The organism is Streptomyces cacaoi (genome assembly GCF_006539165.1).
In the GTDB taxonomy this organism is placed as follows: domain Bacteria; phylum Actinomycetota; class Actinomycetes; order Streptomycetales; family Streptomycetaceae; genus Streptomyces; species Streptomyces cacaoi.
On record NZ_BJMM01000003.1, the window covers coordinates 461,939 to 479,151 of the forward strand.

Annotated in this window: 16 protein-coding genes; 10 read left to right on the plus strand and 6 right to left on the minus strand. The window is 71.5% G+C overall.

Going from position 1 to position 17,213, the window contains the following annotated elements; genetic code table 11:
* Window positions 1–11: 11 nt before the first annotated feature.
* Window positions 12–581, minus strand: a complete 570-nt coding sequence (locus SCA03_RS05315) for a thioesterase family protein (protein ID WP_037866154.1) — start codon at window positions 579–581, stop codon at window positions 12–14.
* A gap of 205 nt (window positions 582–786) precedes the next feature.
* Between SCA03_RS05315 and SCA03_RS05320 the strand changes: the two genes are divergently transcribed.
* A complete protein-coding gene (locus SCA03_RS05320) occupies window positions 787–1,650 on the plus strand; it encodes an IclR family transcriptional regulator (protein ID WP_051847150.1) in 864 nt (287 codons plus the stop codon).
* 43 nt (window positions 1,651–1,693) lie between these two features.
* On the opposite strand, the gene SCA03_RS05325 is transcribed toward SCA03_RS05320, so the two are convergent.
* The 3 genes from SCA03_RS05325 to SCA03_RS05335 all read right to left on the minus strand — a co-directional run bounded on the left by SCA03_RS05325 (window position 1,694) and on the right by SCA03_RS05335 (window position 5,234).
* Complete coding sequence (locus tag SCA03_RS05325; RefSeq protein ID WP_141275233.1) at window positions 1,694–2,929, minus strand: serine hydrolase domain-containing protein; 1,236 nt, start codon at window positions 2,927–2,929, stop codon at window positions 1,694–1,696.
* A gap of 438 nt (window positions 2,930–3,367) precedes the next feature.
* Window positions 3,368–4,033, minus strand: coding sequence for a response regulator (locus tag SCA03_RS05330; protein WP_086814840.1), 666 nt, complete (start codon window positions 4,031–4,033; stop codon window positions 3,368–3,370).
* Window positions 4,026–5,234, minus strand: coding sequence for a sensor histidine kinase (locus SCA03_RS05335; protein WP_086814839.1), 1,209 nt, complete (start codon window positions 5,232–5,234; stop codon window positions 4,026–4,028). The genes SCA03_RS05330 and SCA03_RS05335 overlap by 8 nt, the downstream gene beginning before the upstream one ends.
* Window positions 5,235–5,665: 431 nt before the next feature.
* Here SCA03_RS05335 and SCA03_RS05340 point away from each other — a divergent pair, with 431 nt between their 5' ends.
* The 3 genes from SCA03_RS05340 to SCA03_RS05350 all read left to right on the plus strand — a co-directional run bounded on the left by SCA03_RS05340 (window position 5,666) and on the right by SCA03_RS05350 (window position 8,386).
* Window positions 5,666–6,385, plus strand: coding sequence for a tRNA-dependent cyclodipeptide synthase (locus SCA03_RS05340; protein ID WP_230988499.1), 720 nt, complete (start codon window positions 5,666–5,668; stop codon window positions 6,383–6,385).
* Between the two features lie 140 nt (window positions 6,386–6,525).
* Window positions 6,526–7,641, plus strand: a complete 1,116-nt coding sequence (locus SCA03_RS05345; protein ID WP_158102260.1) for a cytochrome P450 — start codon at window positions 6,526–6,528, stop codon at window positions 7,639–7,641.
* 28 nt (window positions 7,642–7,669) lie between these two features.
* Window positions 7,670–8,386 (plus strand): methyltransferase, encoded by a 717-nt coding sequence (locus SCA03_RS05350; protein ID WP_051847148.1) that lies wholly within the window; start codon window positions 7,670–7,672, stop codon window positions 8,384–8,386.
* A 21-nt stretch (window positions 8,387–8,407) separates the two neighbouring features.
* Here SCA03_RS05350 and SCA03_RS05355 read toward each other — a convergent pair whose 3' ends face one another.
* The gene (locus tag SCA03_RS05355; RefSeq protein WP_086814836.1) at window positions 8,408–8,749 is read right to left on the minus strand and encodes a DUF6092 family protein; all 342 of its coding nucleotides are present in this window, start codon (window positions 8,747–8,749) and stop codon (window positions 8,408–8,410) included.
* Window positions 8,750–8,995: 246 nt separating this feature from the next.
* Here SCA03_RS05355 and SCA03_RS05360 point away from each other — a divergent pair, with 246 nt between their 5' ends.
* Window positions 8,996–9,568 (plus strand): nitroreductase family protein, encoded by a 573-nt coding sequence (locus tag SCA03_RS05360; protein WP_230988492.1) that lies wholly within the window; start codon window positions 8,996–8,998, stop codon window positions 9,566–9,568.
* Window positions 9,569–9,670: 102 nt separating this feature from the next.
* On the opposite strand, the gene SCA03_RS05365 is transcribed toward SCA03_RS05360, so the two are convergent.
* Window positions 9,671–10,780, minus strand: coding sequence for a LacI family DNA-binding transcriptional regulator (locus SCA03_RS05365; RefSeq protein WP_030882148.1), 1,110 nt, complete (start codon window positions 10,778–10,780; stop codon window positions 9,671–9,673).
* A gap of 232 nt (window positions 10,781–11,012) precedes the next feature.
* On the opposite strand from SCA03_RS05365, the gene SCA03_RS05370 reads away from it, so the two are divergent.
* The 5 genes from SCA03_RS05370 (at window position 11,013) to SCA03_RS05390 (ending at window position 17,196) form a co-directional block, all read left to right on the plus strand.
* Window positions 11,013–12,353, plus strand: a complete 1,341-nt coding sequence (locus tag SCA03_RS05370; protein ID WP_030882150.1) for an ABC transporter substrate-binding protein — start codon at window positions 11,013–11,015, stop codon at window positions 12,351–12,353.
* Window positions 12,334–13,323 carry a carbohydrate ABC transporter permease gene (locus tag SCA03_RS05375; RefSeq protein ID WP_086814835.1) on the plus strand — a complete coding sequence of 330 codons (990 nt, stop codon included), beginning with the start codon at window positions 12,334–12,336 and terminating at the stop codon, window positions 13,321–13,323. Before SCA03_RS05370 ends, SCA03_RS05375 begins: the two co-directional genes overlap by 20 nt.
* Before the next feature lie 11 nt (window positions 13,324–13,334).
* On the plus strand, window positions 13,335–14,324 hold the full coding sequence (locus SCA03_RS05380) for a carbohydrate ABC transporter permease (protein ID WP_230988493.1): 990 nt from the start codon (window positions 13,335–13,337) through the stop codon (window positions 14,322–14,324).
* A 210-nt stretch (window positions 14,325–14,534) separates the two neighbouring features.
* Window positions 14,535–16,004, plus strand: a complete 1,470-nt coding sequence (locus SCA03_RS05385) for a GH1 family beta-glucosidase (RefSeq protein WP_086814834.1) — start codon at window positions 14,535–14,537, stop codon at window positions 16,002–16,004.
* Window positions 16,005–16,161: 157 nt separating this feature from the next.
* Window positions 16,162–17,196: a GDP-mannose 4,6-dehydratase gene (locus SCA03_RS05390; RefSeq protein ID WP_030882160.1), complete on the plus strand. Its 1,035-nt coding sequence runs from the start codon at window positions 16,162–16,164 to the stop codon at window positions 17,194–17,196.
* Window positions 17,197–17,213 lie beyond the last annotated feature (17 nt).

Genomic DNA, 17,213 nt, shown 5'->3' on the forward strand with positions numbered 1-17,213 from the left:
CCTGGCTCTCCTCACGTGTTCCGGTCGCGTCGAATGCCCATCGGCCTGCCGACCACGTCGGGCACCGGGGCGCGGGAATGGGCGGCGAGGATCGCCCCCAGCCGCCGCTGGAGTTCCTCGGGCAGGGGGCAGGAGCGCCCCTGGGCGGCGTCCACGTGCACGAGCATCTGCTCGGCCGTGGCGAGCAGGGTGCCGTCGGCGCCGTGCCGCATCTCATGGAAGAGATGGATCCGCTTGGCGTCGAAGTCCAGCAGCCGCAGGCCGAGTTCGAGCGGTTCGCCCTCGGCCGCCTCCCGCTTGTTGTGCAGGTGCGACTCGACCGTGTACAGCGACCGCCCGCCGGCCCGGTACTCCTCGCCGATGCCGAGGTACCGGAAGAAGGCGTCCGAGTTGTCGCCGAAGACGAGCAAGTAGCACGACTCGCTCATGTGCCCGTTGTAGTCGACCCATTGGGGCCGCACCGGCGTCCTGTGCAGCCGCAGCGGGACGGGGATCTCCCGCTCGTCGTCCCAGGCCCGGTGCCCCGTGCCCTCGTAGGGCGTCACCACCCGGTCGGGTTGCCTGTCGTCCGCCGCGTTCATCCGGCCGTCCTCATGCGTCGGCTCCGTTCCTCACGTGTTCATAATGTGCGGCGCGCGCTCGCATGATGAACGTACGGAGAGGGTGACGCTCCCGTCAAGGGCAGCGCCGGACCGCGGCCGCGGCCCCGCACACGGCCCGTGCCGGGCGCCGCGTGCGGGCCCATTACGCTGCCCGGAGCACCAGGAACGCGGCAGGAGGCATCGGATGGCAGCGGCACACGCCCCCGGAGAACAGCAACAGGCACAGCCGGCGGGCGGGCGGGTGCAGGCGCTGGAGCGGGCCATCGCCCTGCTCAACGCCGTCGCGGCCAGCGCGCCGAAGGGACGGCCCGTGGCGGAACTCGCCGTCGAGTGCGGCCTCAACCGGGCCACCGCCTGGCGGCTGCTCGCCACCCTGGAACACCACGCGATGGTCGACCGCGACCCGCTGACCAACCGCTACACCATCGGCTCCGCCATCACGACGATGGCCGCGACGGCAGGCACCGAGGGCCTCATCCGCCGCGCCCACCCCGTACTTGAACAGCTGTGCCACGAGACCGGCGAGACGGCCAACCTCGCCGTGGCCCAGCGCCTGGGACTGACCTACGTGGACGAGGTGACACCGCCCGTCGTCCTCACGGCACGCTGGCTGGGCCGGCAGGTCCCCATCCACGCCACCTCGGCGGGCAAGGCCCTGCTGGCATGGCTCCCGGCCGACGAGGTCGAGGCCATGCTGTCCGGCCCGCTGGCGGAGTTCACCGAGACCACCCGCACCGACCGGGAGAGCCTGCACGCCGAACTCGCCGAGATCCGCGCCCAGGGCTACAGCGTCAGCGTCGGCGAACTCGAACAGCAGCTGTACGGCGTCGCGGCGCCCGTGCTCGACTCCTGGCGGCGTCCCGTGGCCGTGGTCAGCGTGTGGGGCCCCAGCGACCGGGTCCCCCGGTCACGCTTCGCCGAACTCGGCACCCGGGCCCGGCGGGCCGCCGAGGAGATCAGCGAACTCCTCGGCGGCACCGCCTCCGCGCGGCCCGCGGGGCCGGCGCCCGGCCGCACGGACCCGGCCGGGGAACACCGCAGCGCCTGACCGGGCCACGGCGGCGGCCCGGCCCCCGGCGCGCGGACAGCCGTCACTTGCCGGGGCTCTTCGAGGGGATCGGCTGCCCCAGCATGCGGCAGACCGCGCCCTCCACGACCGCCTTGTTCGCGGTCGCGGCGGCCTTCTCCTTGACGCCGAAGTTCGTGCTCGTCAGCACCGCGACGCTGCGCCGGCCGTGCCCGTCGGTGTAGATCTCGCTGGAGTACCCGGGCAGCCCGCCGGTGTGGCCCCAGACGGTGCCGCAGGCGGTGTCCACCTTGATCAGCCCGAGCCCGTAGGCGCCGCCCTCCTCGGGCGCCGGCACGGTGGTGCGCATCTGCTTCATCTGCGCCTTCGGCAGCAGCTTGCCGGACATCAGCGCCGTCATGAACCGCTGCCAGTCCTGCGCGGTCGACACCATGCCGCCCGCCGCCCAGGCCCAGCTCGGATCGATGTCCGTGGTACCGACGTTGTGCCCGGGCCGCCGGGGCCCGGCGAAGCCGACACCGTCGGGCACCTCCACCGTCCCCGAGAGAATCTTCTTCAGCCGCGCCGCGTCCGGCTCGTAGCCGTTCACATGCCGCTTCTCGTCCTTCCAGGACGCGTCCGTGGCCAGGAACGAGTGCTTCATCCCCAGCGGCCCGGTGATCTTCTGCTCGATCAGCTGCGCCACGGTGCTGCCCGTGGCCTTCTCCAGGATCAGCCCCAGAGCGAGGTAGTTGGCGTTGCTGTACGAGTACTTCTCACCCGGCCCGGCCGGCGGGTCCTGCTCGGGAGTGACGGCGAGCAGCTCCTCCGGCTTCCAGGTGCGTTTCTCCTGACCCGTGAGGGACGGCAGGAACTCCGGCGTCAGCAGGAAGTCCCCCAGACCGCTGGTGTGGTTGAGCAGCATCCGCACGGTGATGTCAGCGCCGCCCTCGACCTTCCCGGGCAGCCACTTCTCCACCGGGTCGTCCAGCCCGATCTTCTTCTCCGCCACCTGCTGGAGGACGAGCGTCGCCGTCATGGTCTTGGTGTTGGACCCGACTCTGAACCGGTCGTCGGGGGCGATGCGGTGGTCGTCCTTCGTCCAGTCGGCCTGGCGGGCGATCTCCACGGGCTTTCCCTCGCCGCGGTCCACCCGGACGATCACGCCCAGCGAGCCACCGTCGGCCGCCTTCTGCACGAGCCCGGCCAGCGCCTTGTCCGACGGCGCGCCCCCGCCCTGCTCGACCGAGGCCTTCGCCGCGCCGGGCTCCGCGTCCGAACACCCCACGAGCGCACCGGCCATCCCGGTCGCCAGCGCCACCGTCAGCGCACCGCGCAGGAGCCGGCGGCGGGACGCGGAGCGCGAGGCGACGCGGGACGCGGTGCGTACGGACCCGGGGTGTCCGGGGGAGTCGGGGTACGCGGGGTACGCGGGGCACGCGGGGCACACAGTGGAATCGGGGGACTCGGAGGACGTGGAAGGCACAGCGGACACGGGAATTCCCTTCGGCGCAGGACAGTTGCTTCGTGCGCCGGGTCCCGGGCCCGGGCCTCCCGGACGCCGTTGGGTCGCCCGGCCGGACAACTGCCCCGCGCACAGCGACCATTCAGCCGCAGCCGACGGCCCGGCACATCGCTCGATGGCGGGCCTTCGGCAGGCCCCAGGTCATTCCAAGGAGTGACACCGCCTCGCACGGCCTCGCACGGCCCCGCACCGGCCGACGCTGCGGCGCACGCCCCACGCCGCCCCCCCCGGCCGTCAGACCAGCGTGTTCCTGGCCAGCACCGCGGCCTGTGCCCGGCTCTGGCAGCCGGTCTTCGTGAGCATGCGGCTGACGTGCGTCTTCACCGTGTGCAGACTCACCACCAGCCGATCCGCGATCTCCGTGTTGCTCAATCCGTCCGCGACCAGCCGCAGCACGTCCCGCTCCCGGTCCGTGAGATCCCGCAGCCGGGCCAACTCCTGGTCACTGGGTCTGGGCCGGGCGCTCAGATGCCTTTCGATGATGCGGCGGGTCACCGCCGGGCTCAGCGCGCTGTGCCCGGCCGCCGGCGCCCGCACCGCCCCGGTCAGCTCCTCGTAGGAACTGTTCTTGAGCAGGAACCCGGACGCCCCCGCCGCCAGCGCCTCGTCGACGTACTCGTCCAGGTCGAACGTCGTCAGCATCAGCACCCGGCTCCGGCCGGGGCCGAGCAGCCGTCGGCGGCCCAGCTCGGCCAGCGTCCACAGCCCGTTCCGGCGCGGCATACGGATGTCCAGCAGCACCACGGCCGGGCTCAGCCGCGCACACTCCTCGACGGCCGTCTCGCCGTCACCCGCCACGCCCGCCACGGCCAGATCGGCCTGGCTGTCCAGGATCGCGCTCAACCCGGCCCGGATGACCGGCTCGTCGTCCACCACGAGCACACTGATCTGTTCAGGCACCGGCCTTCACCCACGGCTCCCACGGCAGCGTCGCGACGACACGGAAGCCGCCGTCACCGGTCGGCTCGGCGGTCAGCTCACCGCCCACCGCGCCCACCCGCTCCCGCATGCTGACCAGGCCGAGCCCCGTCCCCGCGCCGGCCGCGCCGCGCCGCTCGCCGCGGCTGTTCTCCACCTCGCACCGCAGCCGGCCGGCCCCACCGTCCACGGTGAGCCGCACCGGCGCCCCCGGAGCGTGCCGGCGTGCGTTGGCCAGCGCCTCCTGTACGACGCGGTACCCCGCCGTCTGCACCGGGGCGGGCACCGACTCCAGCGCGCTCCCCGTCGTTCCCATCCGCACCTCGACCGTTCCTCCCGCGGATCGATGACTGTCCAGCAGTTCGGCCAACTCCCCGAGCCCCGGCAGCGGTTGCAGGGGCGCGGCCTCCGCCGGGTCGCGCAGCATACGCAGCAGATCCCGCAGCTCACCGCTGCTCTGCCGGCCCGCCGCCGCCAGATCGTCGACCCGGGGCCTCGCCCACTCGGGCAGCTCGCCGCCACGGGCCCGCAGCGCCTCCGCGTGCACGACGAGCAGGGTCAGCGAGTGCGCGACCACGTCGTGCATCTCGCGGGCGATCCGGGCCCGCTCCCGCTGTGCGGCCTGCGCCGCCTCCAGCCGCCGCGCCCGGCCCGCCTCGGCCGCACGCTGCTCGGCGGCGGCCAGCAGCGCCCGCCGGGAACGCGCCGCGAAGCCCATCGCCCACGCCAGCGGCAGGGGAGCCAGGACGGCGAGGACGTCCAGGCCGCCCCGGTACTCGGCGGATCCGGTCGTCATCCGGTTCCCCGCCAGGCCCAGCACGGCCAGTACGGCGGCGCCGGCCAGCGCCGCCCCCGTGCGCCTGCCGCTCGTGCCGTGGCTGCCGAGGTTGTACAGCAGCACCGCGAGCGGCACGAACACCAGCGGGGTCAGCTTCGCCCCCTCGCTCGCGCTGCCCACCAGCGCCGCGACGAGCGCACCGAACGCCGTGACGAACGCCGTCGCCGGCCGGTGACGGCGCAGCACCAGCAGCAGCGCGGCCACCGTCTCGTAAGCGGCGAGCGCCGCCCACGCCACCCCCGACGTGTCGACATGCGGCTGCGACAGCAGCGGCGGCAGGACCGTCAGAGCGACCAGACCGGCGTCGGCGGCACCGCGGGGCCACCTGCCCTCAAGCACTCTCATCCGGCCGACACTATGCGCTCCCGCCGGACACCTCGTCACTCCTAAGAGCGACTCCCGGCCCCTGCTCGATGTGCGGACGGGCCACGGCGACGACCGGGACCGGTGTCGCGGCGGACAGGGCGGAAGCCGGGGGACACGTGTGCCCCGGGCCATCCGGAAAACACACACCCGGCACTCGGGAAATTCTACCCGTACCTCGCCGCAGAGTACCGTGCCGAACTCATGGCAAACAGTGGGTGCATGCTACCGGCAGCCGTACCGGAATTCCCTTCCGAGTTCTCCCGCCTCCCCTTTTCTTATTTCTTTGGGCAACGAATTCCGCTGGTCACACTTTTGGGTGTATCCGGTTCCTCTCCGAAAGGTGACGGGTATCCACACTTTGTAGCGAACTTTGCGGAGCGCCAAGGTGCCGACATGGGATGGTGGGGGACATGTGCGAGGGCGCCGATGTGCCCGGACCGACGAGCGGTGCCCATTTCTCGGTAAGCCCGATCACAGCCCGGTGCAAGGATATCTGGGAACGCGGAGAACATATTCTGGTCGGCGTCAGCACCGGCAACGGATACTTCAACCGGGTGCGTTTGACGCGACTTCTCGAATGGCTCCAGAACCACTTCTCCGCGGTCGATGTCGTCTATGCCGACATGCATATCGACACCTCTCTCATCGCCCTTGGCTGTGAGGAGTCGGAGGCGCGCCGACGGGCGAAGAAGAGAGTCTCCCAGGTACGCCGAAGGGTGCGCCAGGCGCTGTCGGCGGTGGAGGACTCGCCGACCGAGTTCCGCGCCCACGCGCTGTCCGACTTCGCGGACTCTCCCGTGTACAAAGCCCTCGGGGCCCGCGTCGACCGCGCCCTGGCCGAGGAGGACGGCCTGTCCACGGCCTGCCACGACATGGTGCGCAGCTTCCTGTCCGGACAGCCGGGCGGAGAGGGGGAGTTGACGGCCGAACAGATCGAAGCCGGGCTCAGTTACGTACGGGCCGAGATGCCGTTCCTCGTGGACACCCCCGCCCTGCTGGGGGTCCCGTCCTCGGTGAGCTGCTACCACATGGAGGCGCAGGTCTGGCGGGCCCTGCGCCGGCCCGGAGCCGGTCTGCGCGCTGCGCCCGGGCAGGCTTTCGCGGTCGTCGCGCCGGTGGACGAATCCTGAAGACGGCATTCGACGGAAGGAACGCGATGAACCCTGAAGCGGACGGGCCGCACGGGCCGCCGCCCTATCCCTTCTCCTCAAACGGAAGCCGGCCGGATCCGCGGTGCCGGGAATGGCAACGTGTTTCCCCGGTGGCGCGTGTGCGCACCAACACGGGTGACCACGCCTGGCTCGTCACCGGATATGAAGCGGCCCGCCATGTGCTCACGGACGACCGGCTGAGTCACAGCCTCACCACGCACCCCGACGTTCCGAAACTGGATGTGCCGCCCATTCCCGCCACCGTGGCCAATTCGATGAAACGTCTGGAGGACTCCGGCCTCTTCGCGGAATTCATGCGGGCGATCTCACCGTCACGCTGCGACTGGATCCGGCCCTGTATGGCGCAGCTGGCGGACGAACTGCTGCGGGACATGAGCGCGGTGGACCCTCCTGCCGATCTGCTGAAGGAGTACCTGTACCCGCTGCCGCATTTCGTCGCCTGCCGGCAGTTCGGTTTTCCCCCGGTCAAGGACGCCCGGTATCTGCGGTGGTCGCAGGTCGCGCTGAGCATGAGCGTCCACTCGCCGCGGCAGCTGGAGGACAACTGGAACGAGTACCGGGCCCACGTGCTGCACCTGATCGAGGCCGCGGTCTCGGGAGACCGCAGGCAGGACACCGCCGGTTCCGTCGTGGAACGCCTGACCACGGCCAACGACGCGCTGCCCCGGGACGACCGCCTGGAACCCGCCGAACTGGCCGACGTCATGGGCGGGTTGTTCATGGCCTCCCACATGACCACCGTCTCCGTGCTGGCCTTGAGCCTGGCCACGCTGCTCAGCACGCCGGGAGCGTGGGAACAGGTCAGCCGGACCCCGGAGGTCCCCTCCGCCGCCTTGGAAGAACTGCTGCGTCACGCCCTGTGGATCCACGACGCGCTGCCCCGCATCGCCACCGAGGACATGGAGATGGCCGGCGTGCGGATCCGGGCGGGGGACCTGGTTCTGACCTGCGTGGACGCGGCGAATCGCGACCCGCGCGTCTTCACCGGGCCGGACACCCTGGATCTGACGAGGTCGCCCAACCCCCATCTGGCCTTCGGCCTCGGCACCAACCACTGTCCGGGAAGCGCCGTGGCCCGCACGGTCGTCCGCGGAACCCTGACACCGCTGTTGCTCCGCTTTCCCCGGCTCCGGCTCGCTGTCGAGCCCGCGGAGATCTCCTGGCGTCCCGACGAGCAGCTGCGCATGCCCGAGACGCTTCCGGTGCGCTGGTGAGCGCACACACATGAGAAAGGAGCCGCGGATGCCGGATCGGCAACAGGACGGTTCGCCCCCGCCCGACGCGGGAGTCGCCGAGGGACTGTCCCTGATCGCTCGCGCGGAACAGGACGGCGAACGCACCTTCCGGATGCTGGGACGTGAGTGGAAGCTGCTGTCGGGCGTCTTCTCCCCCGTGCTCAGCTACGGCACCGTCTTCTACAGCAGAGCCGTGCCTTTCCCGGCCGGTGGCCGCTTTCTGGAGATCGGCTGCGGCGCCGGGGTCACCGCGGTGCAGGCGGCCCTGGCCGGCTGCGAGGACGTGCTCGCGGTCGACATCAATCCCCGGGCGGTGGCCAACGCGCGGCTCAACGCCGCCCGTCACGGGGCAACGGCCGTGCGCACACGCGTCGCCGACGTGTTCGCGGGGCTGCGCGGCGAAGGCGTCTTCGACGGGGTGTTCTGGAACATTCCCTACGTCAGCCTGGCGGCCGACTACGTGCACACCTCGCCCCTCAGCAGAGCCGTTTTCGACATCGAGCACCAGGGCTCCCGCGCCTACCTCTCCGGCGTGCGGGACTTCCTCGCGCACGGGGGCAGTGCCCATGTCGGGCTGGGCAACATCGGCGATCTGCGCGCGCTGGAGAACATCGCCGCCGAGTACGGCTGGGCGGTGCGCCTCGTCGCCACCGGAGCAGCCGAGCCGGACCTGCACGTCGAACACCGGCTCTACCGGCTCGTCGACCATGACGCACACCCGTGACGGCGGGTCCGCCGGGCTTCCTCACCGGGGCTGCGTCTCGGCGGGGGACGCGTCCTCCTGGAAAGCGTCGACCACCTCGGCCATCCGCACGCACAACTCGTCGAGCAGTTCGGCGAGCGGCTCCCCGTCGTGCGGATCGGTGAAGAACTCGTCGATACGGGCGCGCACCTCGTCGAGGCGGCGGTCGGGGCCGTCGTGTTCGGCGAGGAGCCCGAGAGTCCGGCGCGCGGCGTCCACGGCGCGTGCCGGCGCGTAGGCGGCCGGCTCGTGGAGGAGCCCGTGGCCCGTGCTGAGCAGGTAGGCGGTCAACAGGACGAGGTCCTCCCGCAGACGCGCAGGCAGCTGGCGGTCCGTGTGTTCCATGGCTGACGGCCTCTCGTTCGGCTGGAGGGGACGGTGCGGAGCACCTTCTCCCTGCGTCGGTACGGGGCGTCCCATGCGGGGCGGGGCCGGCGCTCATCCGGACCGCCGACAAGCCGGGCGGCTGGTGGCGAACTGGCGGGCGACGCCGGATCCGGTGTACGCGGCGGAAGGGGCCCTGCGTGTGAACCGGCCGGGCCCGCGACGTCCTGCGGTGTGGCGGCGAGGAGACGCGGCAATGCCCTCGGGGTGACAAGTCTCGTTCCCGCTCAGGGTGGTTCGGCCACCGCTTCCTTCTTCGACGTCGTCGTGACGCGCCGGGTGGTGCGTTCCTACGCGTCGCAGCCGATCCCCGACGAGGTGGTCGACTCCCTGGTGACGTCGATGCTCGCTGCGCCGTCGGGTGCGAACCGTCAGGCGTGGGCGTTCGTCACGGTGCGCTCCGAACGCGGGATCCGTGCCCTGCGGGCGTTCGCACCGGGCATCTTCGGCACACCGGCGATGGTGCTCGCGGCCTGTGTGGACCACAGCCGGGTGCCGGAGCACCCCGTGTCCCGGGGCGCCCACCGGCTGTGTGTGGCCATGGCCGTGGAGAACTTCCTGCTGGCCGCTCACGCGCAGGGGCTGGGCGCCTGCCCCGTGCACAGCTTCCAGCCGGCTCCCGTGCACCGCCTGCTGCGCCTTCCGACGCACCTGGAGCCGGTGTTGGTGGTGCCCGTCGGATACCCGGCCGCCGATCAGCCGGAGGCGTCCCGGCGCCGCCCCCGCGAGGAGGTGGTGGCCGACGAGACGTTCGGCCACCACCGACCCGGCGTGGCCTGACAGCGGGACGCCGGGTCCCGGCGGTCGACGCGGCGGGACCGGGACCGGTGGGATCGCTCCCACGGGACCGGCTTCCGCCACCGCCGGGCGGACGCCGGCCGGTCAGGAGGAGCTGCGCCGGATCAGCTCGGTCGGCAGCACCAGCCGCGTGCCGTCCTCGTCGGCGGCGTCCGCCCCGCCGCCCTTGGCCCGGCCCTTCGCACGGGCGCCGTCCGGCGGCCCGTCCTCGCCCGGCATCAGCCGCCGCAGCATCCTGACCATGGCCCGGCCCATCTCCTCGATCGGCTGCCGCACGGTCGTCAGCGGCGGATCCATGTGGCGGGCGACGGCTGAGTCGTCGAACCCGACGAGCGCCACGTCCTCGGGCACCTTCCGGCCGGCCTCGCGCAGCGCCAGCCGCGCACCGGCCGCCATCACGTCGGAGGCGCAGAAGACGGCGTCGACCCAGGGGTCCCGCTCCAGCAGCCGCAGCATCGCGCGGCGTCCGCCCTCCTCGGTGAAGTCGCCCTGCGCGATGAGGCGTTCGTCCGGCCCGCCCTCGGTGCGGGTCGCGGCGCGCAGGGCCTCACGGTAGCCCTCCAGCCGACAGCGCGCCGCGTACATGTCCGGCGGCCCGGTGATCGTGGCGACCTTCCGGCGGCCCCGCCCCAGCAGGTGCTCGACGGCGATCTGGGCGCCGACGACGTTGTCGGAGTCGACATGGGGCACCCGCTCGTCCGCCGAGCGGCGTCCGCTCAGGACCGCCGGCACCCCGGCGTCGCGCAGCAGCTCCGGCAGCGGGTCGTCGCCGTGCACCGAGACGAGCAGGACGCCGTCCACCCGGCGGGCGGCCGCGTACCGCGCGAACCGGTCCCGGCTGCGCTCGTCCCGGATCAGGGTCAGCAGCAACTGCATGTCGGTGTCGGCGAGTTCGCTGCTCACCCCGCGCAGGATCTCGGAGAAGTACGGCTCGGCGAACAGCCGGTTCTCCTGCTCGGGCACGACCAGCGCGAGGGTGTCCGCGCTCCCGGCGGCCAGCGCACGGGCGGCCCGGTGCGGCACGTAGCCGAGCTCGGCGACGGCGGCCTCGACCGCGGCGCGTGCGCGGGGGCTGACCCGGGGCGAGCCGTTGATGACCCGGGACGCCGTTCCCCGGCCGACGCCCGCACGCGCCGCGACCTGTTCCAGGGTCGGCCCGGACCTGCCGGTGCCTTCCGCGCGGCCTGCTGCCATGGACGTCTCCCCCTTCCGCGGGCCCGGTGGCGCCGCTGACGCTGCTCATTGAACTACACCGCACGGCACCGCACGACGGCGTACCGGGTCGTGACGGGAGCGCTCCACCCGCCAACCCTATTGACGACGGGCGGCGCAGCGCACATCCTGCAACAACTACTGGGAGCGCTCCCACAGTTGACGCGGGGAAGAAGCGCTGCCGCTTTCACGGCTCGGAGGGGATGGCACAGCCATGCGCACAGCCAGGAAGAGAGCACACCGGACAACGGGCCGCGCCCGGCGGCACCGCGCCGCCGCCTGCGGCCTCGTGGCCGTACTGGGCGCCGGTCTGCTGGCCGGATGCGCCGAGGACGGCGGGGGATCGAGCGCCGACTCCGGGGGGAGGACGACCCTGTCGGTCGGGGTGTTCGGGGTCTTCGGCTACAAACAGGCCGGGCTCTACGACGAGTACGAGAAGCTCCACCCGGACATCCGGATCAAGGAGAACTCCACCGAGCGCAACGAGGACTACTACCCGGCGCTGCTCAACCATCTGTCGGCCGGCAGCGGACTGAGCGACATCCAGGCCGTCGAAGTCGACAACATCAGCGAGATTGCACAGCTGCACGCCGACAAGTTCGTCGACATGGCGAAGGTGAAGGGCGTGGACAAGGCCGACTGGCTCGGCTGGAAGTGGAACCAGGCCAAGGCGAAGAGCGGCCAGGTCGTCGGGCTGGGCACCGACATCGGCCCCATGGGCGTCTGCTACCGCAAGGACCTCTTCCGCAAGGCCGGGCTGCCGACCGAGCGGGAGGAGGTCGGCAAGCTCTGGAAGGGCGACTGGTCGAAGTACGTCGAGGCCGGCGAGAAGTACAAGAAGTCGGCGCCGAAGGGCACCGCCTTCACCGACAGCGCGGCCGGTCTGTTCAACGGCTCCGTCGCCGGCTACCCGATCAAGAACTACGCGGCCGACGGCACCCTCGTCTACAAGAAGAGCCGCGCCGTGCGCGAGTCCTGGGATCTGGCCATGCGGGCCGTCGACGCCGGACTGACCAGCAAGCTCAAGCAGTTCGACAAGGAGTGGGACCAGGCGTACGCCAACGGCGCCTTCGCCAGCGTGATCTGCCCGCCCTGGATGCTCGGGTACATCAAGGAGAAGGCCGGCGACAACGGCAAGGGCAAGTGGGACGTGGCCGCAGCGCCGAAGCCCGCCAACTGGGGCGGCTCGTTCCTGACGGTGCCCAGGAACGGCAAGCACCGCGAGGAAGCCGTCGAGCTGGCCACCTGGCTGACCGCGCCCGAGCAGCAGGCCAAGCTCTTCCGTGAACAGGCCAGCTTCCCCAGCGCGCAGGCGGCCTACAAGCTGCCCGAGGTCGGCAAGGCTCGGCACTCCTACTTCGGCGGCGCTCCCATCGGAAAGATCTTCTCCGCGGCGGCCGAGGGCATCCCCACCACACCGCTGGGGCCGAAGGACCAGATCATCAAGACGACGTTCACGGACATCGGCATCCTCCAGGTCGAGCAGCAGGGCAAGTCGCCCGAGGAGGGCTGGGACGCGGCGACGAAGAAGATCGATGACGTCGTCGACGACTGACGCGGCGACGGCCCGGCGCGCACCCTCGTCCGCCCCGGCGCCCGGCGCACACCCGGAACGCGCCGGGCGGCGGGCCCGGCGGCGGCACCGGTGGGACGCCAAGTGGAGCCCCTACGCCTTCATCGCGCCGTTCTTCCTGTTCTTCGCGGCCTTCGGCCTCTTCCCGCTGCTGTACACGGGCTGGGCCTCGCTGCACAAGGTCTCCCTGCACGATCCGGGGCACATGGAGTGGGTGGGGCTGGAGAACTTCTCCCGGCTGCTGGAGGACGACTTCTTCTGGAACGCCCTGCGCAACACCTTCACCATCGGGGTGCTCTCCACGGTGCCGCAGCTGGTGATGGCGCTGGGCCTGGCCCATCTGCTGCACTACAGGCTGCGCGGCTCGACGTTCTTCCGTGTCGCGCTGCTCACCCCGTACGCGACCTCCGTCGCCGCCGCCACCCTGGTGTTCGCCATGCTGTTCGGCCGTGACTACGGGATGATCAACTGGGGTCTGGAGCTGGTGGGTTTCGACCATGTCGACTGGGAGAACGGCACCTGGACCTCCCAGCTCGCCGTCTCCGCCATCGTCATCTGGCGGTGGACGGGCTACAACGCGCTGATCTACCTCGCCGCCATGCAGGCCGTCCCCGACGACCTGTACGAGTCCGCGGCGCTCGACGGCGCGTCCCGCCGGCAGCAGTTCTGGCATGTGACGGTCCCCGCGCTGCGACCGACGATCCTGTTCACCGTCGTCGTCTCGACCATCGGTGCCACCCAACTGTTCGGCGAGCCGCTGCTGTTCGGCGGTTCGCAGACCGGCGGCGGCTCGCACCAGTACCAGACGCTCGGTCTCTACCTCTACGAACAGGGCTGGTTCAACTTCCAGCTGGGCCGGGCCTCCGCCATCGCCTGGGCGATGTTCCTGATCCTGATCGTGATCGGCCTGGTCAACTGGCTGATCTCCCGACGACTGCACACACGCCGATGAGGGGGCGGACCATGCTGCCGACCACGGCCCGGCGCCGTACCCCGCACACGCACGACCCCGCCGACCGCCACGACCGCGACGACCCGCGGGCCGGTGCCGCTTCCGGGCCGGGCAGACCGTCCGGCCGGTTACCCGCCGGACGGCGCCGCAGCCGGCGGGAGCGGAGAGCCGGGAGCGCGGGCCGCCATCTGCACGCCGGGCGGATCACGTACGCCGTGCTGACCGTGTTCACCCTGGGCTCGCTCTTCCCGCTGGTCTGGACGGCCGTCGCAGCCTCCCGCACCAACCAGCGGCTGGCCGAGACACCGCCGCCGTTCTGGTTCGGCGGCAACCTGTTCGCGAACCTGCGGACGGCCTGGGTGGACGCCAACATGGGCAAGGCGCTGCTGAACACCGTCTTCGTGGCGGGCACGATCGCGCTGAGCACCGTCCTGTTCGCCACCCTCGCCGGATACGCCTTCGCCAAGCTACGGTTCCGGGCGAAGAACGCGCTGCTGCTGACGGTGATCGGCACGATGATGGTGCCGCCCCAGCTGAGTGTCGTCCCGCTGTTCATGGCCGTCGCCGAACTGGAGTGGACCAACCAGCTCCAGGCCGTCGTCCTGCCGATGCTGGTCAGCGCCTTCGGTGTGTTCTTCATGCGGCAGTACCTGGTGAACGCGCTGCCCACCGAACTGATCGAGGCGGCCCGGGTGGACGGCGCCCACAGCCTGCGTGTGGTGTGGCACGTCGTCTTCCCGGTCGCCCGTCCGGCGATGGCGGTGCTGGGCATGCTCACCTTCGTGCTGGCCTGGAACGAGTTCTTCTGGCCGATCATCGCCCTCACCCAGGACAACCCGACCGTGCAGGTGGCGCTCACGGGGCTGGGCCGGGGCTACATCCCCGACGAGTCCGTGATCATGGCCGGAGCCCTGCTGGGGACCCTGCCGCTGCTGCTGGCGTTCACGCTGTTCGGCAAGCAGATCGTCGGCGGGGTGATGCAGGGAGCCGTGAAGGGCTGACGACCCGACGGCCGGACCGGGCCGTGTGCGCGGAGGCGGACCGCCTCCGCGCACACGGCCCGGCGCGCCGCACCGGGCAACGCCGTCCCACGGCGTGCCGTACCGGACGGCGTGCCGTCCCACGGCCCCGGTACCGGCCGTCACCACCGCACACCAACGACCGTCCGAATCGGGCCGGTTGACCACCGGCGCCATGATGGGAGCGCTCCGATGACCTCATTCTCCGAGACGACACAGCTCCCCGGGACAGCCCCCGGGGCCACCGCCGACCCCGGCACGGACACGCACTTCCCGGCCGGCTTCCTGTGGGGAGCGGCCACCAGCGCGTACCAGATCGAGGGCGCCGCACGGGAGGACGGGCGCACCCCGTCCATCTGGGACACCTTCTCCCACACCCCCGGCAGAACCGCGGCGGGTGACACCGGCGACGTCGCCTGCGACCACTACCACCGCTACCGGGACGATGTCGCCCTGATGTCCGAACTCGGCCTGGGCGCCTACCGGTTCTCCGTCTCCTGGCCGCGCGTCCAGCCCACGGGACGCGGGCCCGCCGTACAGCGCGGGCTCGACTTCTACCGCGCCCTCGTCGACGAACTGCTGGCCGCCGGCATCACCCCGGTCCTCACGCTGTACCACTGGGACCTGCCCCAGGAACTGGAGGACGCCGGAGGCTGGCCCGTGCGCAGGACCGCCGAGCGGTTCGCCGACTACGCCGGGATCGTCGCCGAAGCGCTGGGGGACCGCGTCCCGCTGTGGACGACGCTCAACGAACCGTGGTGCAGCGCCTTCCTCGGCTACGGCTCGGGCGTGCACGCTCCCGGGCGCACCGACCCCGTGGCCGCGCTGCGCGCCGCACACCACCTCAACCTCGCACACGGACTGGCCACCCAGGCACTGCGCGCCGCCCTGCCCTCGCACGCCCGGGTCACCGTCGGCCTCAACCCGGCCGTGGTGCGGGCCCGCAGCGAGACGCCCGCCGACCTCGACGCCGCCCGCCGTATCGACGCGCTCGCCACCCGGGTCTTCACCGGGCCCATGCTGCACGGCGCCTACCCCGAGGACCTGTTCACCGACACGGCGGCCCTCACCGACTGGTCCTTCGTCCACGACGGCGACACCGCGCTCGCACACCAGCGGCTGGACGGCCTCTGCCTCAACTACTACACGCCCACCGTCGTCTCGGCGGCACCGGAGGGCACCGCCACCGAACGGCACGACGGCCACGGCGCGAGCCCGCACTCTCCCTGGCCGGGCGCCGACCACGTCTCCTTCCACCAACCCCCGGGCGAGCGCACCGAGATGGGCTGGAGCATCGACCCGGAGGGCCTCACCGAACTGCTGCTGCGCTTCCACGGCGAAGCCCCCGGGCTGCCGCTGTACATCACCGAGAACGGGGCCGCCTGCCCCGATGTCCCGGACGCCGCCGGCCGGTTCCACGATCCGCAGCGCATCGCCTATGTGCGCCGGCACGTGGCCGCCGTGCACCGGGCGCTGGCGGCGGGCGCCGATGTGCGGGGCTACTTCCTGTGGTCGCTGCTGGACAACTTCGAGTGGGCGTACGGCTACGCCAAGCGCTTCGGCATGGTCCATGTGGACTTCGCGACCCAGGCGCGCACACCCAAGGCGAGCGCCCGTTGGTACGCGCGGCTCGCCCGTTCCGGACGGCTGCCCCGGGAGTGAGCGGACGGGGCGGCACCACGGCCGTCCCTCCCGGAACACCGGCCCCGCCCCGCCCGCCGAGGGGGCGGGGCCGCGGTGCTCCGGGCCGAAGTCTCGGAAATTCCTTAGCCCGTTGCGTGATTCGGTGAGCGCGCCCAGCACTGTGAAAGGGGACGGGATGTCCAAGCGCGCGCTGATCACCGGAATCACCGGTCAGGACGGTTCCTACCTGGCCGAGCACCTGTTGCAGCAGGGGTACCAGGTGTGGGGCTTGACCCGGGGGCAGGCCAACCCCCGCAAGGACCGGGTGAGCAGACTGATCCCGGAACTGCAATTCGTCAGCGGGGACCTGATGGACCAGGGCAGCCTCGTGGCGGCCGTGGACGTCGTACAGCCCGACGAGATCTACAACCTCGGTGCCATCTCCTTCGTCCCCATGTCCTGGCAGCAGGCCGAACTCGTCACCGAGGTCAACGGCACCGGCGTGCTGCGGATGCTGGAGGCGGTCCGGATGGTGAGCGGGTTCGGCAGGTCGGCCGGGCGGGACCCGTCCGGGCAGATCCGCTTCTACCAGGCGTCGTCCTCGGAGATGTTCGGCCAGGTCGTGGAGAGCCCGCAGAGCGAGCTGACCTCCTTCCACCCCCGCAGCCCCTACGGCGTCGCCAAGGCGTACGGCCACTACATCACCCAGAACTACCGCGAGTCGTTCGGCATGTACGGCGTCTCCGGCATCCTGTTCAACCACGAATCGCCGCGCCGCGGCGCCGAGTTCGTCACGCGCAAGATCTCCCTCGCGGTGGCCCAGATCAAGCTCGGGCTCCAGGACAAGCTGGCGCTGGGCAACCTCGACGCCGTACGCGACTGGGGCTTCGCGGGGGACTATGTGCGCGCCATGCACCTGATGCTGAGTCAGGACAGCCCCGCCGACTACGTCATCGGCACCGGCCGGATGCACTCCGTGCGGGAGGCCGCCCGCATCGCCTTCGAGTGCGTGGGGCTGGACTGGGAGCAGCACGTCGTCGTCGACCCGGCGCTGGTGCGCCCCGCCGAGGTCGAGACCCTCTGCGCGGACTGCGGCAAGGCCCGTGAGGTCCTCGGCTGGGAACAGACCGTCGAATTCCCCGAACTGATCCAGATGATGGTCGAGTCCGACCTCCGGATGGCCGGACAGACCCGCGATCACGGCAAGCTCCTCACCGCGGCGAGCTGGTAGCCCGCGGCATCACTAGG

Bases quoted from the DNA above. Each gene is read 5' to 3' on its own strand.
- SCA03_RS05315 (WP_037866154.1), bottom strand. From the start codon at position 581: ATGAACGCGGCGGACGACAGGCAACCCGACCGGGTGGTGACGCCCTAC.
- SCA03_RS05320 (WP_051847150.1), top strand. From the start codon at position 787: ATGGCAGCGGCACACGCCCCCGGAGAACAGCAACAGGCACAGCCGGCG.
- SCA03_RS05335 (WP_086814839.1), bottom strand. From the start codon at position 5,234: ATGAGAGTGCTTGAGGGCAGGTGGCCCCGCGGTGCCGCCGACGCCGGT.
- SCA03_RS05340 (WP_230988499.1), top strand. From the start codon at position 5,666: ATGTGCGAGGGCGCCGATGTGCCCGGACCGACGAGCGGTGCCCATTTC.
- SCA03_RS05350 (WP_051847148.1), top strand. From the start codon at position 7,670: ATGCCGGATCGGCAACAGGACGGTTCGCCCCCGCCCGACGCGGGAGTC.
- SCA03_RS05355 (WP_086814836.1), bottom strand. From the start codon at position 8,749: ATGGAACACACGGACCGCCAGCTGCCTGCGCGTCTGCGGGAGGACCTC.
- SCA03_RS05365 (WP_030882148.1), bottom strand. From the start codon at position 10,780: ATGGCAGCAGGCCGCGCGGAAGGCACCGGCAGGTCCGGGCCGACCCTG.
- SCA03_RS05370 (WP_030882150.1), top strand. From the start codon at position 11,013: ATGCGCACAGCCAGGAAGAGAGCACACCGGACAACGGGCCGCGCCCGG.
- SCA03_RS05375 (WP_086814835.1), top strand. From the start codon at position 12,334: ATGACGTCGTCGACGACTGACGCGGCGACGGCCCGGCGCGCACCCTCG.
- SCA03_RS05380 (WP_230988493.1), top strand. From the start codon at position 13,335: ATGCTGCCGACCACGGCCCGGCGCCGTACCCCGCACACGCACGACCCC.
- SCA03_RS05385 (WP_086814834.1), top strand. From the start codon at position 14,535: ATGACCTCATTCTCCGAGACGACACAGCTCCCCGGGACAGCCCCCGGG.
- SCA03_RS05390 (WP_030882160.1), top strand. From the start codon at position 16,162: ATGTCCAAGCGCGCGCTGATCACCGGAATCACCGGTCAGGACGGTTCC.